Annotated in this window: 14 protein-coding genes, 2 tRNA genes and 1 pseudogene; 8 read left to right on the forward strand and 9 right to left on the reverse strand. The window is 68.4% G+C overall.

The features are described 5' to 3' along the window. The first annotated feature begins 607 nt into the window (after positions 1 to 607). Positions 608 to 4,216, forward strand: a complete 3,609-nt coding sequence (locus AB0F81_RS00600) for a DUF4132 domain-containing protein (protein WP_360188756.1) — start codon at positions 608 to 610, stop codon at positions 4,214 to 4,216. A gap of 553 nt (positions 4,217 to 4,769) precedes the next feature. On the opposite strand, the pseudogene AB0F81_RS00605 reads toward AB0F81_RS00600, so the two are convergent. Then, positions 4,770 to 6,653, reverse strand: a pseudogene (locus AB0F81_RS00605) (molybdopterin-dependent oxidoreductase); the annotation flags it as partial. A 524-nt stretch (positions 6,654 to 7,177) separates the two neighbouring features. Between AB0F81_RS00605 and AB0F81_RS00610 the strand changes: the two are divergent. Both AB0F81_RS00610 and AB0F81_RS00615 read left to right on the forward strand, forming a co-directional pair. Next, the gene (locus tag AB0F81_RS00610; RefSeq protein WP_360188759.1) at positions 7,178 to 8,386 is read left to right on the forward strand and encodes a globin domain-containing protein; all 1,209 of its coding nucleotides are present in this window, start codon (positions 7,178 to 7,180) and stop codon (positions 8,384 to 8,386) included. A 278-nt stretch (positions 8,387 to 8,664) separates the two neighbouring features. Further along, on the forward strand, positions 8,665 to 11,100 hold the full coding sequence (locus AB0F81_RS00615; RefSeq protein ID WP_360188762.1) for a phosphoketolase family protein: 2,436 nt from the start codon (positions 8,665 to 8,667) through the stop codon (positions 11,098 to 11,100). A gap of 539 nt (positions 11,101 to 11,639) precedes the next feature. Here AB0F81_RS00615 and AB0F81_RS00620 read toward each other — a convergent pair. Continuing rightward, positions 11,640 to 12,566, reverse strand: coding sequence for a universal stress protein (locus tag AB0F81_RS00620; protein ID WP_360188765.1), 927 nt, complete (start codon positions 12,564 to 12,566; stop codon positions 11,640 to 11,642). A gap of 260 nt (positions 12,567 to 12,826) precedes the next feature. Between AB0F81_RS00620 and AB0F81_RS00625 the strand changes: the two genes are divergently transcribed. Beyond that, a complete protein-coding gene (locus AB0F81_RS00625) occupies positions 12,827 to 15,556 on the forward strand; it encodes an HAD-IC family P-type ATPase (RefSeq protein WP_360188768.1) in 2,730 nt (909 codons plus the stop codon). A 476-nt stretch (positions 15,557 to 16,032) separates the two neighbouring features. Here AB0F81_RS00625 and AB0F81_RS00630 read toward each other — a convergent pair whose 3' ends face one another. Together AB0F81_RS00630 and AB0F81_RS00635 are read right to left on the reverse strand one after the other, a co-directional pair. Continuing rightward, on the reverse strand, positions 16,033 to 16,530 hold the full coding sequence (locus tag AB0F81_RS00630; RefSeq protein ID WP_360188771.1) for a hypothetical protein: 498 nt from the start codon (positions 16,528 to 16,530) through the stop codon (positions 16,033 to 16,035). A gap of 233 nt (positions 16,531 to 16,763) precedes the next feature. Then, positions 16,764 to 17,585 carry a type II toxin-antitoxin system PemK/MazF family toxin gene (locus AB0F81_RS00635; RefSeq protein ID WP_360188774.1) on the reverse strand — a complete coding sequence of 274 codons (822 nt, stop codon included), beginning with the start codon at positions 17,583 to 17,585 and terminating at the stop codon, positions 16,764 to 16,766. Positions 17,586 to 17,883: 298 nt separating this feature from the next. On the opposite strand from AB0F81_RS00635, the gene AB0F81_RS00640 reads away from it, so the two are divergent. Next, positions 17,884 to 18,330, forward strand: coding sequence for a hypothetical protein (locus AB0F81_RS00640; RefSeq protein WP_360188777.1), 447 nt, complete (start codon positions 17,884 to 17,886; stop codon positions 18,328 to 18,330). 24 nt (positions 18,331 to 18,354) lie between these two features. After that, positions 18,355 to 18,876 (forward strand): hypothetical protein, encoded by a 522-nt coding sequence (locus AB0F81_RS00645; RefSeq protein WP_360188780.1) that lies wholly within the window; start codon positions 18,355 to 18,357, stop codon positions 18,874 to 18,876. Positions 18,877 to 18,899: 23 nt separating this feature from the next. Here AB0F81_RS00645 and AB0F81_RS00650 read toward each other — a convergent pair whose 3' ends face one another. Further along, on the reverse strand, positions 18,900 to 19,364 hold the full coding sequence (locus tag AB0F81_RS00650) for a hypothetical protein (protein ID WP_360188783.1): 465 nt from the start codon (positions 19,362 to 19,364) through the stop codon (positions 18,900 to 18,902). Between the two features lie 157 nt (positions 19,365 to 19,521). Here AB0F81_RS00650 and AB0F81_RS00655 point away from each other — a divergent pair, with 157 nt between their 5' ends. After that, positions 19,522 to 21,324 (forward strand): PAS domain S-box protein, encoded by a 1,803-nt coding sequence (locus AB0F81_RS00655; protein WP_360188786.1) that lies wholly within the window; start codon positions 19,522 to 19,524, stop codon positions 21,322 to 21,324. Positions 21,325 to 21,883: 559 nt separating this feature from the next. Here the strand turns inward: AB0F81_RS00655 and AB0F81_RS00660 are convergent. The 3 genes from AB0F81_RS00660 to AB0F81_RS00670 all read right to left on the reverse strand — a co-directional run bounded on the left by AB0F81_RS00660 (position 21,884) and on the right by AB0F81_RS00670 (position 22,964). Then, positions 21,884 to 21,956: transfer RNA gene (locus AB0F81_RS00660), tRNA-Arg, on the reverse strand. Between the two features lie 35 nt (positions 21,957 to 21,991). Continuing rightward, positions 21,992 to 22,082: transfer RNA gene (locus tag AB0F81_RS00665), tRNA-Ser, on the reverse strand. Between the two features lie 312 nt (positions 22,083 to 22,394). After that, positions 22,395 to 22,964 (reverse strand): hypothetical protein, encoded by a 570-nt coding sequence (locus AB0F81_RS00670; protein ID WP_360188789.1) that lies wholly within the window; start codon positions 22,962 to 22,964, stop codon positions 22,395 to 22,397. Positions 22,965 to 23,040: 76 nt separating this feature from the next. Here AB0F81_RS00670 and AB0F81_RS00675 point away from each other — a divergent pair, with 76 nt between their 5' ends. Further along, positions 23,041 to 23,670 (forward strand): hypothetical protein, encoded by a 630-nt coding sequence (locus AB0F81_RS00675; protein ID WP_360188792.1) that lies wholly within the window; start codon positions 23,041 to 23,043, stop codon positions 23,668 to 23,670. On the opposite strand, the gene AB0F81_RS00680 is transcribed toward AB0F81_RS00675, so the two are convergent. Next, complete coding sequence (locus tag AB0F81_RS00680) at positions 23,631 to 24,401, reverse strand: CPBP family intramembrane glutamic endopeptidase (RefSeq protein ID WP_360188795.1); 771 nt, start codon at positions 24,399 to 24,401, stop codon at positions 23,631 to 23,633. The genes AB0F81_RS00675 and AB0F81_RS00680 overlap by 40 nt on opposite strands. Positions 24,402 to 24,466: the final 65 nt, after the last annotated feature.

Consider the following 24,466-nt stretch of genomic DNA (forward strand, 5'->3'; position numbering starts at 1 on the left):
GCGTGCTGCCCACCCCCCTCGACCGGCCCCGACCGGCATTCCGAAGGCTCGTCCCTACGGGCCTTTGCTGCGGATAAGCTCGGCCTTGAACAGGGAGTTGAACGCCTCGCCATCGCGTTATCTAGCGAGGCGCACTTCGAGCCGACTGAGGCAACAGTGCCAGCGTCGGCGAGTCTCCGGCTGTATCGAGTCGCTCGATCTTGGACTTCGCGGACCGAGTGGTGTAGGAGTCCGCGCAGCTCAGCAACGTGGTTTTCGCCGTACTAGATTGTCATCTTCAGCGCGTCGAGGGCCAGCACAGCCCACTCCTGATTCGTCAGATCACCACGCGCCACACCACATCAACGATCGAGATCCGTGATCGCCGCGATGATCTAAGAGGTAGACCCTAGCGGGTCGTGCTGGTCACCGACGTGGTCTCGCAGTCCAGCGAGCAGGGACTACGCGAGATGGCCCGGGATCGGCACCGTGCTGTGCACAACGGGCGAGGCCGTTGACGCGGTCACCGTGACCCGCCCCGATCCTTGCCGATGACGAGGGTTGAATCTGTTTTGTCGTAACCCATCGATATTGTGCCGCCCATCGTCCATCGAGTTGGGGAGGTCGGGTGCGCAGTTTCGAGCACCGGAGCGCGGAATCCGCGAAGTTCTGGCAGGTCTCGCAGAAGGGTGTCGCCGTCACAGTCCAGTTCGGGCGCGTCGGCACCGCCGGGCAGACACGGGTGAAACAGCTCGCCACCGAGGAGGCGGCGAATCTGCACTTGGCCGCCTTGATCACGGAAAAGGTCAACAAGGGCTACCTGGAGGTAACCTCCGCCACCGAGCCAGCCGCACCGCCCATCGCAGCCGGTCCCGCACGCGCGGCCGGGCCGGTGCACAACGCGCCGATCCACGACGAGCCAGTGCAGGACGAACCGGTGAAAGACGAGTCGGTCGAGCTTCCGGACGAGGATACGTTCGTCCTTCCCGATGCGTGGGTGCGCAGGATCCGGCCGCGGCGCGGCGGACGGCCGGATGCCCGGCCGCCCTCGCTGGCCGGAGCAGTGGTCAAGGCCGACGCCATCCTGGCGGAGACGCGCAATCACCGCGAGCGGGTGCTGGCGGACAGGAGCAGCGATCCGGAACTGGTGGCCGCCGCCCGTGCGTTCCTCGACGGGAGCCGGATCACCCCACTCGGTGCCGCGGCGACCGCGCGGGCCTCCTGGGACGTCTTCGCCCATCCGCACATCAAAGCGGCGGTCGCCGACGGATGGATCGCCGCGCACGGGCTGGCCTTCGCGGCACAGGCGGTCCTGGAACTGAGCGGGCTGCAGAACGGACATGGCGGCCACCTCGGCCGTAATGAGCGCATCTCCTACTGGGTGGGCGCCCCGTGGCGGCTGGCGGCGGAGCGTGTACGGGCCCGCCTCGCCGTCGCCGACGACACGGCATACGCGCAAGCTCGGGAGGCGGTCGGGGCCTACCGGTCCACGAAGCAGCACCTGCTCGCGGCGTTCCTGCTCCCCACCGAACCCGGGTGGCTCGGCGAAGACTGTCCGGCGGACTTGCGCAACAACTCGCTGGCCGCGTTCGTGGTGTCCACCCCGCAGGAGTGGGATCGGATCAGCCCTTACGTCCGCGCGTTCGACATGACGCAGTCGCTCGGCCTGCTGACCACGGTCCTCGATGTGATCGGGCCGGCGGTGGGGGCTCGTCTGCTCGAACTGGTGGGCAAGGACGGCTATACCGATGAACGGCGTGCGGTGTTCAACGGCCTGACGCTGATTCCCACCGACGAAGCGTTCGAGGCGCTGGTACGCCATGCCGACGACGACCTGACGGAGCCCGCGCTGTTGGAGGCCGCGGAGCGGTTCCCGGTGCGTGCCCTGCGCCTGCTCGGGCTCGCGGCTGATGCCCCGGGCAGCCACCGGCGTATCACCGAACTGCTGCACCGGCGTGTGACCGCGCATCCGGCGATCGCACGTGCGGCGCTGCCCGTGCTGCCGGAAGCCTCCCGCCGGCAGATCGAGCCGATCCTCGCGTCGCTGTCGACACTGCCGTCCGCACCGGCCGAGCTGCTGCATCCGCTACTGGCGTCGCCGCCGTGGACCAGGGCGCGCAAGGTGGTCACTCCGATCGTGGTCGGCGGCCTCACCCCGCCCGACGTCACCCGGGTGTGCTGGCTTCCCGGCGAACGTGAGGCGCAACTGGCGCAGTTCGAGAACGAAGCGCCGCTGAGCGGCCCGGAGCGGTGGGAGCGTACGGCGGCGAACCTGCGCGAGGGACGCTGGCAGCATCCGGCCGACGAGGAGCAGTTCTTCACCGATGCTCCGCGGTCGATGACGGACGAGTTTCTGGCTCGCTGGCGGCCGGCGAATTTCTGGTCCCCGCGGCGGACCATGCCCCGCCTGCTCGCCCGGTTCGATGTGGAGGCCGTGCCGGTGCTGGTGCATTGCGCCCGCCTCATGGACCTGCCGGACCTCTACGGCTCCCTGCTGCTTCCCGCCGAAGGACTCGACGTCGCGACCCTGATGGCGGAATGGCTGGGTGGCGGGAAATCGGTGCGGCGCATCGCGGTGTCCTGGCTGCGTCAGCACCCGGAGTCGGCGGCCCGCGAGCTGGTACCCGCCGCGGCCGGTCCGGCCGGTGCGGCACGCCGCGCCGCGGAGCACGCGCTGCGGACGGTGGCCGCGACGGGACATGAGGACATCGTCCGCGGTGCCGCGGCCGCCTACGGTCCCGCCGCCACCACGGCCGTGGAATCGCTGCTGTCGATCGACCCGGTCGAGATCCTGCCGAAGCGGATGCCGGACCTGCCAGCGTGGGCCGGTGACGCCGCGGCGCTCACCCCGGTCCTGCTGCTCGGCCGCCGCCATGCGTTGCCGCCCGCAGCCATGCAGCACCTGTGCACCATGCTGGCGTTGTCCCGCATCGGCACGCCGTATCCGGGTGTCGCCATCGTGCGGGAGACCCTCGACCGGGCCTCGCTGGCCGAGTTCGGCTGGTCGCTGTTCCAGAGTTGGGAATCGGCCGGGCGCCCGTCGAAGTACGGCTGGGCCTTGGAAGCGCTGGCGCTGACCGGTGACGACGACACGGTCCGCCGACTCACGCCGATCATCCGCGCCTGGCCCGGCGAAGGCGGTCACGCTCGCGCCGTGACCGGCCTCGACGTGCTCCGGGAGATCAGCTCCGAGGTGGCGCTCATGCACCTGCACAGCATCGCGCAGAAGACGAAGTTCGCCGGACTGAAGCACGCCGCACGGGAGCGGATCGACGTCGTCGCCGGGGAACTGGGCCTCACCGCCGAGCAACTGGCTGACCGGCTGGTGCCCGACTTCGGGTTGGACGCCCAGGGCCGACTCACCCTCGACTACGGACCGCGCCGCTTCGTGGTGGGCTTCGACGAGCAGCTCAAGCCCTACGTGGTGGACGACGACGGCATGCGGCGCAAGGACCTGCCCAAACCCGGGGCCCGAGACGACGACGCGCTCGCCCCGGCGGCCTACAAGACGTTCGCCGGGCTGAAGAAGGACGTCCGCACGGTGGCCGCGGACCTGATCCACCGGCTGGAGACGGCGATGGTAGTCCAGCGGCGGTGGACCGCCGACGAGTTCCGGCGACTGCTCGTCGAGCACCCGCTGATGCGGCACGTCGTGTCGCGCCTGGTATGGGCGACGTTCACCGCCGAGGGGACGGTGGGCACCGCGTTCCGGGTGGCCGAGGACGGCAGCCCGGCCGACGTCGACGACAAAGAGCTCGCTCTGGCCGACGACGCCTCGATCGGAGTCGCACACCCGCTGCACATCGACTCCGACCTGACCGCCTGGACGCGGTTGTTCACCGACTACGAGATCCTCCAGCCGTTCCCGCAGCTGAGTCGGCCGGTGCGGCGGTTGACCGCGGAACAGGCCGCCCAGCAGCGACTGACCGAGTTCGTCGGGGCGTCCGTCGCGGTCGACCGGTTACTGAAGCTGGAACGGCGCGGATGGTGGGTGCGAAGCACACCGATGGACGCAGGCATCCAGAACACCGTGGAGTGCTACCTGCCGGGCCGGGGCGCACTGACCTTCCCCCTCAACCCGGGGATCAGCGTCCAGTTCCCGAACGAGGATTCGACGCAGACCTTCAGTGACGCGCGGCTCTCCGGAGCTCCGAACTTCGCGGCCCTGGATCCCGTGATCCTCTCAGAACTGCTGTGCGACCTGCACTATCTCCAGCACGGCGGAGCGATGCGGTAACGAGCACGGTCCTCCCGCGATGCCGGTCGGACGGCGTCGCGGGTCGGGCCAGTTCAGAACGAGTTGCCATACCTGCTGCGGTTAACCGAGCTGGGCACCAACTCAGCGGGAGAATCTGCCGCTTAGCAACCCTCGCACAACCCACCTTGTAGAGCTTGTCGGTCTGCGGCCGACCGGCAGATGCTTGACGTCAGGGGCGCCGGAACCGCACCACTCGGAAACCGGTTCTCATCTTCCACTCTCCCCGCGGGCTCCGCCGCGTGGCTCTAGACAGTGTCCTCAAGCCGGCAAGCGGCCCTTGAGTGCTTCATGCAGGGATTACGTAGAGTAACCGAGCATGACATCGAGCCCGACCATGGCCACCGAACGAAAGTCCTGCTCAACGGCCGAATCCACTATGGAGGCAACAACCTAGCGACAGGCGATCACCATCCGATCACCACGCTCCCACCAGATGGGACTTTCAGTGGCGAAAATGGGAAACAAAGAGGCCGTGACCCTTGTTTCCGCAGGTCACGGCCTTGATCTTTTGTGCGCCCGAAGGGACTCGAACGCCGGCAAACTCACCCTTCGCCAGCGGCGAGGTCAACACATCCGCGCTGTACTGGTCGTAGCGCCACTGGTCGGTGTGCAGGTACCAGTACGCGGTGCCGATCATCTGCCGCGGTGGACGGACCCAGTCCAGCCCGAACGCCAGATGCGCCCAGCCGGTCACCGGCCGGCACTTCTCCTGGCCCACGTAGTGCGCCCAGCCGCCGCCGTTGACGCCCTGGCAGCCGGTCAGCGTGGTGAGGGTGAGCATGGCCCGGTAGGTGGTGTCGGAGTGGAACCAGTGATTGGTCCCGGCTCCCATCAAGATCATCGACCGGCCGCCGGAGCGTTCGGCGTTGTCGGCGAACTCCCGGCCGATACGGGCCACCGCCGCGCCGGGTACGCCGGTGATCGGCTCCTGCCACGCCGGCGTGTACGGCACGTCCGCGTCGTCGTAGCCGCTCGGCCAGGTGCCCGGCAGACCCGGCCGGGTGACACCGTACTGGGCGAGCATCAGGTCGAAGACCGTCGTCACCAGCTTGCCGGCGACCCGGGCCGTGGGCACGCCGCGTCGCATCAGCTCCGGAACGTCGTTGTCGAAGCGCGGCAACACGACCTCGACGCCGTCCCCGCCTGCGCAGCTGAGCCGCGGGACGATGTCACCGAGATCGAGATTCCACTTGCCGACTCCGGCTTCACTGAACCGGTCCCCCAACGAACCACCGGGCACCGCCACCGCGTCGGTGTCGGAATCCCACAACACCGGCCGGAACGCCGCCTCGGCGTCCGTCTCGCCCAGGTCCGCTGCCGTGACGAACTTGCCCGGCCGGTAACCGCCGCCCTCGACCGGCTCCAGAGCGACCAGATAGGGCAGGTCGGTGTAGCGCGACACATAGTCGACGAACCGCGGCGTGGTCTTCTCGACGAAGAACTCCTTGAGGATCACGTGGCCCATCGCCATCGCCAGCGCGCCGTCGGTGCCCGGCTGCGCGGGCAGCCACTCATCAGCGAACTTCACGTTGTCGGCATAGTCCGGCGACACCACGACGACCTTCTGCCCCCGGTAGCGCGCCTCCGCCATCCAGTGCGCATCCGGGGTCCGCGTCACCGGGACGTTCGAACCCCACATCACCAGGTAGGAGGCGTCCCACCAGTCGCCCGACTCGGGCACGTCGGTCTGGTCGCCGAACATCTGCGGCGACGCGACCGGCAGGTCGGCGTACCAGTCGTAGAACGACAGCATGGACCCGCCGATCAACGACAGGAACCGGGCGCCGGTCGCGTGCGACACCATCGACATCGCCGGGATCGGTGAGAACCCCGCGACCCGGTCCGGCCCATGTTCCGCAATGGTGTGCACGTGCGCGGCGGCGACGATCTCCTGCGCCTCGTCCCACGACACCCGCACCAGACCGCCCTTGCCCCGGGCCTGCTGATAGCGGCGCCGGCGCACCGGGTCGGCCTGGATGTCCGCCCACGCCGCGACCGGGTCGCCGCCCAGGCGGCGCTTGGCCTCGCGGAACATCTCCACCAGCACACCACGGGCGTACGGGTACCGCACCCGGGTCGGCGAATACGTGTACCAGGAGAACGCGGCACCGCGCGGACAGCCTCGCGGCTCGTACTCCGGCCGGTCCGCACCCACGCTCGGGTAGTCGGTCTGCTGCTGCTCCCACGTGATGATGCCGTCCTTGACGTACACCTTCCACGAGCACGACCCGGTGCAGTTCACCCCGTGCGTCGAACGCACCACCTTGTCGTAGGACCAGCGATCCCGGTAGAAACTGTCCGCCTCCCGGCCGCCGATCTGGTGCAGCGTCCGCCCGTCGCCGGACACCTCCGCCCGCCGCACCAACCCACCGACCGCCAGTAACGCCCGTCCCGCGGTTTCGGTCGCGCTCGCCATCTGCCCTCGTTCCCTCGCTAATGACTCTGAAAGCCACATTGGTAGCCGCAACACATTGACGCAACTCGAACAACCGGCCTCTACCACTCCACTACGATCTTGCCGAGAATGCCTGGGCCGAAGGTCCCGATTCGGCAAGCAGCCGGTCGGGGCTCGCTCGACGCCATGCTCGGCCGGGCCATAGGGCGCAGCACTCAGGGCGTTTTTCGCACGCACGTTCGCCATGCGACGCTGGTCGACACCCGCTGCCGATGATCGGGCGAGGCGTCATCCTCCGGTCTGGCTTCGGGGTCGGACTTCTCGACGGCGGGCCCTTCGGCCCAAGTTACGGTGCCGATGGGCCCCACGTTTCCCGATCCATCCGCTGTCGACCGGATCCTGATTAATGTCGGGGACAAGATCCGTTTCGGGCGAGCGCGTCACGCCAGGCATCCTGCGCCGCGCGGACATACGACACCCACCAGGCCGGCACCTCCGACCGCGTGTCGGGGGATGGCCGCCCCCTACTTCCCGGGAGGTCCACCGTGCTGTCGGACAAGGCGCGCCCCATCGTCGAGGCCACGCTGCCAGTCGTCGGCGCCTACATCGAGGAGATCGCGAACCGGTTCTACGCCCACATGTTCGCTGAGCACCCAGAGCTGCAGGACGGCGTGTTCAACCGCGGGAACCAGGCCGAAGGCAGCCAGCCCAAGGCCCTCGCCGGCTCGGTGGCCGTGTTCGCCACCGCGCTGATCAAGAGTCCGCAACAACTGCCGGAACGGCTGCTCACCCGCATCGCGCACAAGCACGCATCACTGGGCATCCGCGCGGATCAGTACCAGACCGTGCGCGACAACCTCATGTGGGCCATCAGCGACGTGCTCGGCGACGCCGTCACCGAGGACGTCGCGGCCGCCTGGGACGAGGTGTACTGGCTGATGGCCTACGCGCTGATCCATCAGGAACGCGGCCTGTACAGCGCCCGGGGAGTGACCGCGGCACGGGTGTGGCGGCAGTGGCGGGTCGCTCAGAAGATCCCGGAGACCACCGACGTCACCTTGTTCGTCATGCAACGCATCGACGACCGGCCGGTCAAGACGTCACTGCCCGGCCAGTACATCACCGTCAACGTGCTGATGCCGGACGGAATCCGGCAACCCCGCCAGTTCAGCCTGACCCGCGCCGACGACGGTGAACACCGCTACTTCGCCGTCAAACGGGTGCACGGCGGCGGGAAACCCGACGGTGAGGTGTCGACGCTGCTGCACGATCACATCCGGGTCGGCGACGAACTGACCATGAGCGTCCCGTACGGCGATGTCGTACTCGACGACGGCGGCCGACCAGTGGTATTCGTCAGCGCGGGAATCGGAATCAGCCCGATGGCCGGCATGATCTCGCACCTGGTCGCGGCCGGTTCCCGCCTGAAGGTGACCCTGCTGCACGCCGACGCGAACGAAGCCTCGTTCCCGCTGCGCCGCCAGGTCGCCGCCGACCTGGCCCGGCTGCCGGGATCCGCGATGCACGTCTGGTACGAGGACGGCTCCGGCAGCGAACTACCCGTCACCAGCACCAACGCCGGCATGATGGACCTGACCGGCGTGGACCTGCCCGGTAGCGCCGTCTACTACCTGTGCGGACCGATTCCGTTCATGCAGGCGATCCGCTCACACCTGCTCGCTCGCGGAGTTTCCGTTCACGACATCCAGTACGAGGTGTTCGGTCCGGACCTGTGGCAGGCGGACACCGACTGAGCCGCCCTCACTACGGTCGGGCGCCGTGGGCCGCACCCTCGTAGCGGTCGGCATGGCCGGCCGCTCTGGCCACCGGCCATGGCCTGCGAGCGGCACCACTTGGCCGGGCATCACCCGCTATGCGGCCCGCCCGAGCGTTCACCGAGAAGATTCGGTCCTTGCACCGCCCTGAGCTGCGACACGACCTGTCGGCACCGGCCAGGAAGCCAGACTTCGACTGCGAGCCACCGAGCACGGCAATAGCATCCGATCGAGATGTCATCGCACAGGAGAGGACCATGTCTGTGACCGCCGTTTCGGACCACCGGACCGCCCCGAGCGACCAGCAGGAACTGGTGCGCAGACTCGCCGCGCCGGACGACGCCGAGGTGGCCGGGCTGGACGCCTGGTGGCGTGCGAACAACTACCTGACCATCGGCCAGATCTACCTGCAGGGCAATCCGCTGCTGCGGGAGCCGCTCACCAGCGAGCATATCAAGCCGCGCCTGCTCGGCCACTGGGGCACCAGCCCGGGACTGTCGTTCATCTACGCCCATGTGTCGCGGCTGATCAAGCAGACCGGGCAGCAGTCGATCTACCTGGCCGGGCCGGGGCACGGCGGCCCGGCGCTGGTGGCCGCCGGCTATCTGGAGGGCACCTACTCCGAGGTGTACCCGAAGGTGAGCCTGGACTCCGGCGGCCTGCTGCGGCTGTTCCGGCAGTTCTCCTCGCCCGGCGGCATCCCCAGCCACGTCTCGGTGACCACGCCCGGCTCGATCCACGAGGGCGGCGAGCTCGGATACGTGCTGGTGCACGCGTTCGGCGCGGTGATGGACAACCCGGACCTGCTGGCGATCGCGGTCGTCGGTGACGGTGAGGCCGAGACCGGGCCGCTGGAGGGCTCCTGGAAGGGCATTTCCTTCATCAACCCGGAGCACGACGGCGCGGTGCTGCCGATCCTGCACCTCAACGGCGCGAAGATCGCCGGCCCGACCGTGCTGGCCCGCAAGGACCCGGCCGAGGTGCGCAAGCTCCTCGAGGGCCACGGCTACGAGGTGCTGGAGGTCGAGGGTTCCGACCTGCCCGGCATGCACCACCGGTTCGCCGCGACCCTCGCCGAGGCCTGGGGGAAGATCAAGAGTATCCAGAGCGCGGCCCGCAACGGTACGTGGGACGGCACGCGCCCGCGCTGGCCAATGATCATCATGCGTACGCCGAAGGGCTGGACCGGTCCCGACAAGATCGACGGGATCACGGTGACCGGCACGTGGCGCTCGCATCAGGTGCCGCTCTCCGGCGTGAAAGGCAACGAGGACCACCTGCGGGAGCTGGAGAAATGGCTGCGCTCCTACCGGCCGGAGGAGCTGTTCGACGCCACCGGCGCCCCCGTCGGCCTGATCCGCGACGTGGCCCCGCCCGGTGACCTGCGGATGAGCGCCAGCCCGCACGCCAACGGCGGCCTGCTCACCCGGGACCTGGATCTGCCCGACTTCCGCGACTACGCGGTCGACGTCAAGAGGCCGGCCGAGGGGCGTGCCGAGTCGACCCGCAAGCTGGGCGAGATGATGCGCGACATCTACTCGCGCAACCCGGACAGTTTCCGCCTGTTCTGCCCGGACGAGACGAACAGCAACCGCCTCGGTGCGATCTTCGAGGTCTCCGACCGGGCGTTCATGGAGGGCGTCAACGACGAGGACGTGAAGATCAGCCGCGGCGGCCGGGTCATGGAGGTGCTGTCCGAGCACAACTGCCACGGCTGGCTGGAGGGCTACAACCTGACCGGCCGGCACGGCATGTTCGCCACCTACGAGGCGTTCGCCATGGTCAGCGCGTCCCAGACGGTGCAGCACGGCAAATGGCTGCAGGAGGCGTCGCACCTGCCGTGGCGGGCCAAGGTGCCCAGCCTGAACGTCCTGCTCACCTCGACCGCCTGGCGTAACGACCACAACGGCTTCTCGCACCAGGGCCCCGGCCTCATCCAGGTGGTGCTGAACCAGCGCGGCACCGTCGCCCGGATCTACCTGCCGCCGGACGCGAACACCCTGCTGTCGGTCGCCGACCACTGCTTCCGGTCGAAGTCGTACGTCAACCTGATCGTCATCGACAAGCAGCCGCAGCTGCAGTGGCTGACCATGGACCAGGCGATCGAGCACTGCGCCAAGGGCGCCGGGATCTGGGACTGGGCCGGCAACGACGACGGCAACAGCGACCCCGACATCGTCCTGGCCTGCGCCGGTGACGTGGTGACCATGGAGACCGTGGCCGCCGCACAGATCCTCGCCAAGAGGCTGCCACAGCTGAAGGTCCGGGTGGTGAACGTGGTCAACCTCATGACCCTGCCGCGCTCGAAGGACCACCCGCACGGCATGAGCGAGACCATGTTCCGTGAGCTGTTCACCGACGACGTGGACGTGGTGTTCTCGTTCCACGGCTACCCGGGCGCCATCCACCAGCTCGTGCACGGCCGGCCGGACGCCGACCGGTTCCGGGTGCGCGGCTTCATCGAGCAGGGCACCACGACCACGCCGTTCGACATGACGGTCCGCAACCGGGCGTCGCGGTACCACCTGGTGATCGACGCGATCAACAACGCCCGGCGGCTGCCGGCCGGCGCGACCGAGCTCAAGGCCTGGTGCGAGGCGCAGCTCGCCAAGCACGAGCAGTACGTGGTCGACCACCTGGAGGACATGCCCGAGGCCCGGGACTGGTCACTCGGCGATTGGGCCGAGCACTGACCCAGGCCGATCATCGGGGCCGGCACCATCAATGGCGCCGGCCCCCGGGCTTTACCCGGCGCTGCTTGTCAGAGGCTCGTTCGACAGGGCCGGGCATGTCTCCGGATCGGGGTGAGAAGTCCGGGCTGGGTTCGTGACCGATGGCCGCTGCTCAGTTGGCGTGCAGGATCAGCAGGAACTCGGCGAAGCCTTGGTCGGCGAGGGAGCCGAGCGCTCAGTACTCCCGAGGTTCTGCGATGTTCCAGTCGGCGAAGTGGGCCGGGATGGAGCCCGTGACCGCGATGCCCGTGGCGTCGCGTCGGGCGGGTACGGCGGCGGTGATGGGGCGGGTGACGCCGTGGAGGGTGAGCTCGTTCGACGACGGCCCACCGCAGCGCTGGTCCCTGTCGGCGCTCAGCGTTGCCAGTACCGCGCTGACGTTTCTCGAACCCGATCCACACGGCCCGAACGATGAGCGGCGCCTGGCCCAGGTGTACCGGGCAATCGACGAATGGGCATCCCGGCTGGCCGGATACGCCGGCTCGAGTGATCAGGCCTGTTCAGATCTTGCGGGAGAGCGGAGGGCTGACGAGGACAGGACGGTGGGCGTGGTGCAGGGTCGCCATGGCGACGCTGCCGAGGACGATTTCGGCCGGGGCCGAACGGCCGCGTGAGCCGACCACGATGGCGGCGGCCTTATGCTCGCGGGCGTAGACCGTCAGGGCGTCGGCCACGGCACGGCCCTGGCGCCCGGAGCCGCTCAGCAGATGCACCGCGGTGAACGCCTGATCGCCTGGTCCGGTTTGCGGTGCGGGCTGGGTGGTGTCGTCGCCGACGGCGACGAGATGCAGGTCCCGCGTCGGGAACAGGTTCCGGGCCGTGGCGAATGCGGTGGCAGCGCCGGCGGAGCCGTCCCAGCCGACAACGATCGGGCCGTCCGGCAGTGCCACGTACTCATCGATCAGCAGCGGCTGGGGGATCACCAGGACCGGGCGGGTGCTGTAGTGCACGGCCATGTCGGACACGCTGCCGAGGAACGCCTTGGCGCCACCGAGCCCGCGGGAGCCCATGATCAGCACGTCCGCCTGCGCCTCGTCGGCGATCTGTGCCAGGTGCAGGCCTTCTCCGCCGTAGGCACGCTGCACGACGGGCTCGCTGTCCCATCCGGCAGCGCGGGCCAGCATGACACCGGTGGCGACCAGACGGGCGGCTTCCTGTTCGCCTTCGCGTTCGATCGCGGCGACCAATTCGTTGAGGTTGCTGTTACGCGCCCGCAGCCGGCGCCGGAGCTCGTCGTTGGCGAACGGCGCAGTCCACAGGTAGGCGATCTGAGCGTGCGCGCGCGGGAACATTTGCGCCGCGGCCTCGATCGCGGCGTTCGCGGCCGGAGACCCGTCGTAGGCGACCAAGGCCTTCGTTACGACTGATCCGTTCATGACGCACGTCCTCTCCGCAGCTTCGCGTATATCGCCGTAGCCAGTTCTCACTCGTGTACTGAGCTGTCGCTGCGGCTGATCGGTCGCGAGCCGGTCACCATGGCGTCGTGATCTTACCCGTCGGTATCCGTCATGGAGGCTTGTGGGTGCCGGTGTGACATGCCATCAGCACGCCTGCTGCGAACCTGGCCAGGGCCGCTGTTGCGGTTGCCTCGCCCGCGTACAGGCACGGCGTCGTACCCCCGTACGGTTGATCACGGCCCGGAGGGCCGCCCGGATAGGCATTCTGCAATGGTCTGAACGGAGCCGAGATGCCCGCTGAAGCCCCTTCCCCGGCGACCGCGACCGGATGGCATGCACGGGCGGTCGCCGATCTTCTGGAAGAACTGAACGCAGACTCGGCGGACGGCCTCGCCACCGATGAGGCCCGGCGTCGGCGGAAACGGCTCGGCCGCAATCAGCTCGACGAGGTGCCGAAACAGCCGCGGTGGCGGGCGTTCCTGCGGCAGTTCCAGGATCTCCTGATCATCATCCTTCTGGTCGCCGCGGTGGTGGCTCTGGTGGTGGGCCGGGAGTGGGAGACCCCGATCGCGATCACATTCGTCGTGTTGCTCAACGCGACGATCGGGTTCGTGCAGGAGTCGAAGGCAGAAGCCGCGCTCGACGCGTTGCGGCGGATGAGCGTGACGACCGCGACCGTACGCCGCGACGGCCGTGTCGTCCGGCTGGACGCCACCGAACTGGTGCCCGGTGACGTGGTGGTCGTGGAGGCCGGTGACCGGGTGCCCGCAGACGGCCGGCTGTTGTCGGCGACCTCACTGGAGATCCAGGAGTCGATGCTGACCGGTGAAGCCCAGCCGTCGACCAAGTCGGCGTCGGCCGCAGTCGACGAGGACGCCCCGCTGGGCGACCGGGTGAACACCGTCTACATGAACACCGCGGTCACCCGCGGCCACGGCGAGGTGCTGATCACCGCGACCGGAATGGGCACCGAGACCGGCCGGATCGCCGACATGCTGCACCAGGCGAAACCCTCCTCGACACCGCTGCAGCAGCAGATCGACGCGCTCAGCCGCACGCTGGCATTCATCGCCGGCGGAGTCATCGTCGTCGTGTTCGCCCTCGGCCTGCTCCGTGGGCAGCCCTTCGACGACCTGTTCATCACCGCTGTCTCCCTCGCGGTCGCGGCCATCCCCGAAGGGCTGCCCGCCGTGGTGGCGTTCACCCTGGCGATGGGCACCGGCCGGCTCGCCAAACGGGGCGCGATCGTCAAAAGGCTCGCGTCGGTGGAGACCCTGGGCGGCACCACACAGATCTGCACCGACAAGACCGGCACCCTGACCCTCAATCAGATGACGGCCCGCGAACTGCTGATGTCCGGCCGCCGATACCGGATCTCGGGCGAGGGCTACTCCACCGACGGACGCATCGACGCCGACGGCGCCTCACCGCACGGACCTCTCGACCCGGCGCTGGTACCGATGGCCCTGTGTAGCGACGCCGTGCTCCGCGACGACGACATAGTAGGAGACCCCACCGAAGGCGCGCTGGTCGTGCTCGCCGCCAAAGGCGGCATCGACGTCACCGCACTACGCAAACAGCACCCCCGCGTGCTCGACATCCCGTTCGACTCCGACTACAAATTCATGGCCACCTTCCATGACTGGACCGACGAGCAAGGCCGCGAGGTCATCCGCTGCTTCGTCAAGGGAGCCCCGGACGTGCTCGCCGCCCGGGCCGGCGGCTACCTAGGCGACACAGGCCACGTCCTGCCGTTCGACGCCGCCGCCCGGCAACGCCACGATCGAGCGAACGCGGACATCGCCGGGCAAGGCATGCGGGTGATGGCCGTCGCCGTTCAGGATTTCCCCGCCGACGACTTCGCACCGCCCCAGGACCCCAAGGACATGCTCGATCGACTGGTCCTGATTGCTCTCGCCGGCATCGTCGACCCGCCACGCCCGGAAGCCGAACAGGCCATCCAGCAATGCCGTGACGCAGGGATCAGGGTCCGGATGCTCACCGGCGACCACGCCGCCACCGCCGCCGCGATCGCCGCCGAGATCGGCATCCCCGGCCGGGCGGTGACCGGCACCGACCTCGACACCATCACCGACGACAGCGACCTCGCCCGCGAACTCGACGACATCGGGGTCGTCGCCCGGGTATCACCCAGCCACAAGATCCGGATCGTGAGCGCGCTTCAGCAGCGCGGCGAGGTGACCGCGATGACCGGCGACGGCGTCAACGACGCCCCCGCGCTGCGCAAGGCCGACATCGGCGTGGCAATGGGCAAGACCGGGACGGAGGTGACGAAGGAAGCCGCCACCATGGTCCTGACCGACGACAACTTCGCCACCATCGTGACGGCTGTACGCGAAGGCCGCGGCGTGTACGCCAACATCGTCAACTTCACCCGCTTCCAGGTCTCCACCGCGCTCGGCTTCGTCATGACCTTCCTGATCGCGTCACTGACCGGCATCGCCGGCGGCGCACCGTTCACCGCGCTGCAGATCCTTTTCGTCAACCTGGTCATGGACGGGCCGCCCGCAATGTCGCTCGGTGTCGACCCGGTCAGCCCCGACGCGATGCGCCAGCCGCCCCGCCGCCGCAACGAACACATCCTCAACCGGCGACGGCTACTGCGGGTCCTGCTCGCCAGCACCGTCATGGCAGGCGGCACCCTGGCCGTCCTCGTCTGGGCGCCAGGGCCTGCGCCCGAACTCGGCCGGGCGCCGACCGCCGGCACCATGGCGTTCGTAACCTTCGTGCTGTTCCAGGCCTTCAACCTGCTCAACGTCCGATCCGACATCCGCAGCGTGTTCAGCCCTGAAACTCTGCACAACCGATCCGCGCTCGCTGCCACCGGCCTCGTCGTGGCACTGCTCGCCGTCATCGTGCAGCTCGATGTCGCACACCACCTGTTCGCCACCACCGACCTCACCCCAGGGCAGTGGCTGACCTGCACCGCCGTCGCCTCCACCATCCTGATCACCGGCGAGTTACTCAAGATGGTGCTGCGTGCCCGCCGCCGTGGCTGAACAACGCACGCCACGTCGCGGTGCGCACCCGACCGGGGTGACCGCGCGCACGGCCACCGCGGATCACCCCGTCGACCTCATCACGGCCAAGGCCAGTCACATCGAGTACCGCGCGGGCGACTTCCGTAAATCAGATCAAAGCTGATCAGTAGCGGCCCTCTGCGTCGTCGGGGCCGCGAATGTCAAAGCTCGAGACCGCGCTTCTTGCAGCTCGCGAGGTACCCGACCGAGCCGGTTCGGGCACCGCCACATCCGAATCGACGTTTATCCATTTCAAGTGCTCCGCGGACCGAGGTCGCACAACTCGACCGGACGTCACACTGTTCGAGGGGTGTGGTTGCATCGAGCGATCGGCTGCTGTGGTGCCGATTCGGCCGGATGGTCAGGCACAGTTGATCGGTGAGGCTCGCCGGCTGACCGCTGGTTCATGGACGAGACGTAGAAGCATCCGATTCATAGGCTCGGCCAAGCGGAGATCAGACGTTGCTGCCGAGACCGGAACCGATCACCAGAAAAGTGCTGTCCGGCCAAGCCGCGCGGTCCTCGGCTTTGTTCGGCGGTCGGATGAATACGATCTTCACCCGGCGCGGCCACCAGCGGGCCGGTTCGGTCCAGGTGCACCGGGCACGCTGCGGATCCGAGCCGAGACAGTCGCCAGTCGGCTCCCAGCCGTCGAGTTGGTCGGCCACCATCGACCGGACCTGGTCCCAAGACGTGTCGAGTGGCATCACGTAGGTGCTCACGCTGGCTGCGCCGCGATCGGTGCGCAATTCCTGGTGGACCTCGGACGAGCGGAGATCCACGACGACCTCGTAGCCACCTTCGGGCAACTTCTCCGAGGCACCGGCCGGCGCGTTGATGGTGAAATGCTCGCCGGCTGTGAGCCAGCGGACGCCGCCGAAAGCTGCCAGAACCAGGATGATGGTCGCCACAGTGCCGGCCAAGGCCACACGTGCCCGTCGATCGATCCGCACAACCGAAGTCTAGGAGAGCACCGCACGGGATCGGCTACAGCCCGGGGCTTGATAAGCGGCACCAATCACCTGGGTCGCCGGTGGGTACCGACCTTCACGGGACGAGGCTGAACGCCACGGCGGTGCCAGTGTCGGACGGGATCGACCAACGCCTCGGTTCGATGGGCGGAGTGCACAACGCTGAAGTGTTGGCGGAACTCCGCGTGCGGCTCTATCGATAACGGCCCCGGGGCTCAGGAAACAGCGCGCGGCTTCACCCGTTCGCGAACCGTGCGCACCGTGCCGTAGCGGGCCAGTCCGCGCAGGTTGTGGAACCGGTGATAGTCCAGGGTGACCGGGCGCAACTCCAGCCAGCTGTTCTTGTCCAGCACCTGCCGCCACTTCGGGTACGGCAGGAACAGGTAGTGCTCCGGAAAGCGTGACTTGTCCTGGCTCGTGATCTTCAGGACCTCGGCCTGACGCCGGCCGGCACGCACCACGAGCACCGGCCGGTCTTTCGACTCGCCGTCGCCTTCCTGGAACGGCACATCGGCATACCAGACCTGACCGGCCTTCGGTGGCCACTGTCCCTGACTGCGATCACCGGCATGCGCGAGCGTTCCCGTTCGCCACTGATCGAACAACCGCCACCCGGCTATGACGAGCAGCGCCACCGCCGCGATCTGCACCATCGTCAAAACCATCCCCCACCGCAACGCCGACTCCGGTCCGGTCTTCTCGCCGGTCAGCACCGCCACGGCGCCCCGTGCATCCACGACGAAAGCCAGACCGATGCCGGCGCCCAACGTCAGCACACCGAGCAGAGCGAGCCAGGCCGGCGGCAGCCGGTCCAGCGCCGCCCACACCGCCACACACCCGAGCACGGCAACCAGCGCGTTCCCCCCGGCCGGTCCCGCCAGCCCCCAGGACGGCATCCCCCCGGCATGCCACGCCAGCACCGTGCCCGAGGCCGCCGCCAGCACTGCAACAGCCCGGCCCAGCAACGGAACAAGCCGCAGACCCGGCCACACCGGCCGATACCACCACGCCACCGCCACCGCGAGCGCCGCCGACACCGACAGCCACAGAACAGCCGGACCCGGCCGCTCACCGGCGGAATCCGCGCCACCCGGACTCACCAGCACCACCGCCGGCCAGGCGAGCAACGCCGCTACAAACCACAGAGCGAAGATCTTCACCAACACAGAGAGCAGCCCACCCCGGGCATATCCATCACCACGCACCGACCGAGCTTAAGTCCACACCAGACTAAGATCATCACCTATGCAGCTCAGTAGTTGCACACCCATGGGACCGTAGCGGTCATTGGTGTCAGGCGGCTTTCCCTGGTGACCGATCCGTATGATCCGGCTGATGATCAGCGAGCCGTTGCGCCCCGGCCCCGCGGCCATCGGGCGGCGACCGCCCAGCATCAGCGCCAGCGTGCTGCTGTTCGCTTTCTGGTGGGTGTACGTACTTGCCGTTGACATCGCGCTCCTGGCCGAGGTCGGCGGCGCCGGGAACTGGCTCGCCCTGGGTGGCTGCACGGTGGCCGTCGGTGTCCTGCTGCGTGGCCTCCGGCGCGGGAGCCCGACCGCGTGGCGGGTGGCCCAGCGATTCGCCGTGGGCGTCGCGCTCGCTTTTCTCGGTGGTGCCGCGACGATGCTGCTGTTCGGGCCGCGGCTCGGGTCGCTGATCGCGCCGCCGGTCGAACCCGTTGTCGTCGTGGGGATTCTGGGCGGGCTGCTGGCGGTGCTGGCCCTGCTCGTCAGCGGACTGCTGCTGCGCACAGCTTCGGCCCGGGCCTGGTGCGGTCGCTGATCGCTCATCGCCCAGGATGGCGCCATGCACTCGATCTTCACCGGCCGGCTCCTGCTGCCCCTGCTGTCCCCGCTCCGACGTACTGCCGCGGTCACCCTGGGGGACGGAACTCCGGTGGCGGTGCTGCGCCGCAAGTTCGTGTCCAAGCGGCACCAGTTCGACGTTCTTGATGCCGGAGCTACGACGCTGCTCGCCACCGGTGCCGCCACCAGCTTCGCGAACGACCATCACCGGCTGGTCGGTCCGCGTTCCGAGGTCATCCTGGAGTACCTGATCGACTATGCGGGTCGCCGGCGGGGGACGGTGACTCTGCCGGACGGCCGGGTCTTCACGACCGACGGCGACCGCAGTGCCCAGCATTTCGCCATCACCGACCGGTCGGGTCGCCCGGTGGCCTCGCTGGTGACCACGAGCAGCGCCTTGCCGATGCGGTCGGCGGACCTGGTGCTGGACGTCGGTGCGCCGGTGCTGACGCTGCTCGAAGCGATCGGCATGGCGCAGTGTCTGCTCACCGTGGTCAACTCCCGGCGGGGCGACGCCACCTGACCGGCGATCGTCACCGACGACCTTCAACCAATCCAAGGGGTACGGCGGCCGTTCGCACTGATCCGATCGGCTCCTGCGCTGTCCGGCTGAGCGCCAAGAAAAATGTCAGGCTTCGACCCCAAGCGCTCCAGTGGTGCAGAGCCGCGCACACGACAGGGTCCTGACACCTGCCCCAGGCGAACGGCCAGCGGAAGCCGCGCGTCGCACCTGGCGTGGCTGCGTGGCGTCCGGCACCGGCTCCCGTACGCGGTCAGATTGGCCACGAGCCGGCCCGCCGGGTAGGTGCCGAAGTCGACCTCGGGCAGCCACCGCCAGACGGTGCCGTCGGCGCACTCGTAGTCCAGCAACATGTCGGCACGCGTCTCGAACAGGCTGCTCCCGACGTACACCGCTAAAGATTTCCGGTTCGCAGCCGAAGTACCAACCATGCCGGACCAGATGTTCCTGCTGGCGAATCTCGTGATCACGGTCGCGTACGCGTCGATCACGAGGGCGATTCTGGTGCCGGTCTACCGGGCCGGGCAGCTGCGGACCAACAAGCTGGCTGTGGCCACGTCGATGATCTTCTTCAGCTGTGCGGTCGGGCACGCCCTGCACGCGATCATGGCATATCAAACGATCATCCGCGGCCCGTCGGCACACCACATGGCCGGCGAGGCGGCCGGTTGGTCATGGACCTCGGCGCTGTGGGACGCCGGTACCGCCGCCATCGGGATCTACTACTGGACGTTGCGCCGCGGGTACGGAGTGCTGCTCGGCCCCGGCGGCATCTACATCGACCCATGGGGCCAGCACCGCCTGGACGAGGCGGCCACCCGGGAGCGTGCCGCCCGCGATCTGGCCGAAGCTCAACGCGCGACGCTGGCGACCGTAGTCGAGCACAGCGACGACGCGATCGTGGGGCTGACCCCGGAAGGGCTGGTCACCGCCTGGAACCGTGGTGCGGAGAAGCTGTTCGGCTACACGGCAGAGGAGATGCTGGGCAGGCCCGCCTCCGTGTTGGCCGATGCTGATGGTGCTGAGCACCAGCGTGACGTGCTGGCCAGCATTCGTGACGGTGCCGGCGGCCGCTCGTATGAGGCCCGGCGGCTACGCAAGGACGGCACCCCGATCGACCTGGCGCTGACCATCACCCCGATCGCGGACCAGACCGGCGCTGTGATCGGGATCTCGGCCATCGCCCGCGACATCACCGCCGCCAAGGAAGCCGCCGAACACCAGCGCGCCGTCGAACAACGCAGCAACCAGGCACAACGCATGGAGAGCCTGGGCAAGCTGGCCGGCGGGGTCGCGCACGACTTCAACAACATCCTGGCGATCATCGGCAACTACACCGACTTCGCGATCGAGGAAACCGGCGACCGGCCACAGGTCCAAGCCGATTTGAAACAAGCCCGTACCGCGGTGGAGCGAGCCAGCAACCTGACCAGGCAGCTGCTCACCTTCACCCGCGGTGATGCCATCCAGCCGCAGGACATCGACCTAAATGCCTCGATCGCCGAGGTGCACGCCATGCTGCAGCGCACCATCGGCGAGCACATCACCCTGATGGCCATGCCCGCCAAGCAGCCGCTGGTCGTGCACGCCGATCCCGGGCAGATCCAGCAGATCCTGCTGAACCTGGCCATCAACGCCCGCGACGCGATGCCCGAGGGCGGCACGATCGTGCTGGAAGCCAACGTCGCCGCCCTCGATGGCGACGAGCTGAACATGCAGCCGCCGCTGCCCGCCGGCACCTACGCCCGGCTGCTGGTCAGCGACACCGGCCACGGCATGTCGCCCGACACCGCCGCCCGGATCTTCGAACCGTTCTACACCACCAAACCCCAAGGCAAAGGCACCGGACTCGGCCTGGCCACCGTCTACGGCATCGTCACCGAAGCCGACGGCAGCATCAACGTCTACTCCGAACTCGACATCGGCACCACCTTCCGCATCTACCTGCCACTCGTGACCGCCCCCACCACCATCGACACGGTCACCAGCCGGCAGGCGCCGCCGCCCGGCGACGGACGCACCGTGCTGGTCGTGGAAGACGAACCCGCCCTCGCGCGCGTCGTGGCCCGCATCGTCGGCAACAGGGGATATCACGTCCTCGTCGCCGGTAATGGCCCCGAGGCGCTGAAGCTGTACGACCAGCACCGCTGCGACATCCTGCTCACTGACGTGATCATGCCGGAAATGTCCGGCCCCCGGCTCGCCGATGCCCTCCACGAACTCGATCCGGACCTGCCCGTGGTGTACATGTCCGGCTACAGCAACGGCTTGCTCGGAAAAACCCACGTCCTCGACGAGGACATCACCTTCCTCGAAAAGCCGTTCACCGCCTGCGATCTGTTGCACAAACTCGCCTCGACCAAGCGCGCAAGCGGCGCCGGTGGGAGTCCACGACATAGCCAGCCGGCCGACATCACCACGGCGTCGGGAAGCGACCGGTCACCGACGTAAAATCAACAATCCCGGCCCCGCAGACGCCAGCACACCTGCCGCAGGGTCGGTTCGTCCTCCACCAGCAGCACCGTCTGCCCGTGCCCGCGCTAATCCCGAGCCGGACGACCGAGTCCAGCCGGCTGTCGGTGACCGGCAGCATGATGTTGACGGTAGTGCCCATGCCTTCCTCGGCGGAGATGCCCAACGTGCCGCCGGCACCGACCACAATGTCGCCACCGGGCACCGGGGCGTGCACCCCTACCCCGGGATGCGCGGAGAAAGCCCTCAATCCGCCCGTCGGCCTTCGTACCAGACACCGGCTTACCCGGCCCCGTGCGGGACCGACATTCACCCCTACGATGTCACGTACAGTAACCGCAAGGGTATCCGCATCCCGCCGCGATTCGCGTGCTTAAGTTCCTGCTCAGCAGCGGGATCCACTGTGGACTAGACGCGTTAGCGACACGCGATCACCATCCGATCACCACGCTCCCATTAGATGGGATTTTCAGGGCCAGAAATGGGAAACGAAAAGGCCGTGACCCTTATTTCTGCAGGTCACGGCCTTGATCCTTTGTGCGCCCGAAGGGACTCGAACCCCTAACCTTCTGATCCGTAGTCAGATGCTCTATCCATTGAGCTACGGGCGCTCGGTGCTCAGTCAGCATACACACCGACTTTTGCGCGGAGACTCCGGGATTCGAACCCGGGAGGGGCTTTAAAACCCCAACCGCATTAGCAGTGCGGCGCCATAGACCAGACTAGGCGAAGTCTCCCCGGTGACCCGGAGGTCACCGAGGCTTGAGAATACCGGACCCCGCGGACGCCGCACAAAGAGGCTGCCACATGCCACGCCGCGGATCTTCTCAACCGGCCGCCAACAGGCGAAACGTCGCATCAGCGGCTAGGCTTCGTTCGATGGAGGAGAACACCCGCCGGGAAGGCCGGCGCGCTCGCAATCCTCGGGCGGCGTTCAGTGCGTCCGAGGGATCTGCCTCCGCCGACGAGTCCGGCGCGCGGCCGGCCCGGCGCGCCTCGGCTCCGGCGGTCACCTTCCAACCCCCACGCCCAGGCCCGAGTGCTGAAGGTCACTCTTCACCACCCCCTTCGGGTACGGGTGAGAACTCCCCCGACCCCGCCACCCCGTCCTCGCCGGCACCGGAAGTGCGCAAGGCCACACGGAGGCCGGCGGCCGCCAAGGTCCCGCCGCAGCCGGCGTTCTCGCCCGGCGCCACCGGCGACTCCGAGCAGACGAGTCCGCCCGCCCCCGCCAAGAAGGCCGCGGCCCGCCCCACCCGGAAAGCGGCCGCTGCCAAGGCGACACCTGCCAAGAAGGCACCCGCCCAGGCAGCGCCGTCCAAGTCCACGCCCGCCAAGGCGACACCGGCAAAAGCGACACCGGCAAAAGCGACGCCCGCCAAACCAGCGCCCGCAAAGGCCGCACCGAAGGCAACACCCGCGAAGGCAGCACCGGTTGGGCCATCACCCACCGAAAAAGAGCCGGCCAAGACAACCCCAGCGAAGGCAGCAGCGGTCACGCCGGCACCCACCGAGGCAGCAGCCGCGACGCCAGCATCCGCCGAGGCAGCAGCCGCCACGCCGGCACCCACCGAGGCAGCAGCCGCCACGCCAGCGCCCACCGAGGCAGCAATAGCCACGCCAGCATCCGCCGAGGCAGCAGCCGCGACGCCAGAACCCACCAAGGCAGCAGCCGCGACGCCAGCACCCACACCAGTGCCCGAAAAGTCCACGTCGGCCGAGGTAGCGCCGCGCCTCAGTAGGCAGGCACCTACTGCCGAGCCCCCAACCCCGCTGAGCGTCGAGCAGCACGCCGCCCTCGTCCTCGACCTCTGGCCGGCCCTGCTCGCCAACCCCTCCCAATCACCCGAGATCCTCGCCCGGACCGCCGTGGAGACCATCGGCCCCCGGGCCAAGGCCTGGGCGGACGGCATCCGCTCCACCTACCCCCGGGCCACCACCGAAGGCCTCACCCGCCTGGCGAGCGACCGTTTCACCCGCTCCGCCGGCATCCGGGCGGCCCTCAGCGCGGTCGCCGGCCCGTACGCTCCGATCGCCCTGCTGACCACGGCCGCGATCACGCATGCCGAGCTGGTTCTGCACCTCGCTGCGGCGTACGGTCGCGATCCGGTCGACCCGCAGCGTGCCGCGGACCTGGTGCGGCTGATTCCGTTCCGGAAGCGCTGGCTGGCCGGCTGGGCCGGCCTGCGCTTGGCCGACCGCGCGCTGCCCGGCGTGACCGTGGTGGCTTCCGTGCTGGTCAGCCGCAGCGCGGTCCAGTCAACGACGGTCCGGGCGCGGCGTTTTTACGAGAGCCACGGGAGCCAGGAATCCGGCAGCAGCTGATAGCCGACGAACGCGGTGATGTCGAGGAGCGTGTGCGCCACGATCAGCGGCATCACGCGTTTCGTCTTGAGGAAGAACAGCGCGAACACCACGCCCATCACCGCGTTGCCGATGAACGCGCCGAAGCCCTGGTAGAGGTGGTAGGACCCGCGGAGCACCGCCGAGCACGCGACGATCCAGACCAGTGACATGCCGGACTGGCGCAGTCGCGTGATCAGGTATCCGACGACCACCACTTCTTCCAGCACCGCGTTCTCGATCGCGGCGAGGACCAGCACCGGGACCGCCCACCAGTACGGCTGCAGCCCGGACGGGACGATCTGCGCGTTGATCCCGAGTTGCAGGGCCGTGTAGACCAGCAGCAGTCCGGGGATGCCGATGCCGGCTGCCAGCCCGGCGCCCCAGCCCAGGTCGTAGGCGGGCCGGCGGAAGTCGATGCCGAGCTCACGGCGGGGTGAGATGTTGTCGCGCATCAGCAGGTAGATCACCAGGACCACCGGGATGAGCGCGAAGAAGATCCCGAGCAGCTGATAGGTCAGGTCGAGGTAGGGCCGCGGCGACACGGTCGGGTTGAGCGTGGCGGTCTGCTGGGCGAGTGGTTTCTCCGCGGTGAGTTTCGCGGTGAGCGACACGATCGCGTAGACCGCGGACTGTCCGAGGGACAGCAGCAGGACGATGACGATCTCCGGGAGGTACGTCCGGCGAGTGGTCTGCTGTTGTTCGACAGTCACGCGACAACTGTAGAGCGTGGCGTGTCGCACTTTCGGTGCGTCGTGTTCCCGACTGTGCTGACCAC

The sequence above is a fragment of the Actinoplanes sp. NPDC024001 genome (assembly GCF_040638955.1).
Taxonomy (GTDB): domain Bacteria; phylum Actinomycetota; class Actinomycetes; order Mycobacteriales; family Micromonosporaceae; genus Actinoplanes.

What these genes read in the sequence shown, in the direction of transcription:
- AB0F81_RS00615 (WP_360188762.1), top strand. Translation starts at nt 8,665, where the DNA reads ATGTCTGTGACCGCCGTTTCGGACCACCGGACCGCCCCGAGCGACCAG.
- AB0F81_RS00625 (WP_360188768.1), top strand. Translation starts at nt 12,827, where the DNA reads ATGCCCGCTGAAGCCCCTTCCCCGGCGACCGCGACCGGATGGCATGCA.
- AB0F81_RS00640 (WP_360188777.1), top strand. Translation starts at nt 17,884, where the DNA reads ATGATCAGCGAGCCGTTGCGCCCCGGCCCCGCGGCCATCGGGCGGCGA.
- AB0F81_RS00645 (WP_360188780.1), top strand. Translation starts at nt 18,355, where the DNA reads ATGCACTCGATCTTCACCGGCCGGCTCCTGCTGCCCCTGCTGTCCCCG.
- AB0F81_RS00655 (WP_360188786.1), top strand. Translation starts at nt 19,522, where the DNA reads ATGGCCGGCGAGGCGGCCGGTTGGTCATGGACCTCGGCGCTGTGGGAC.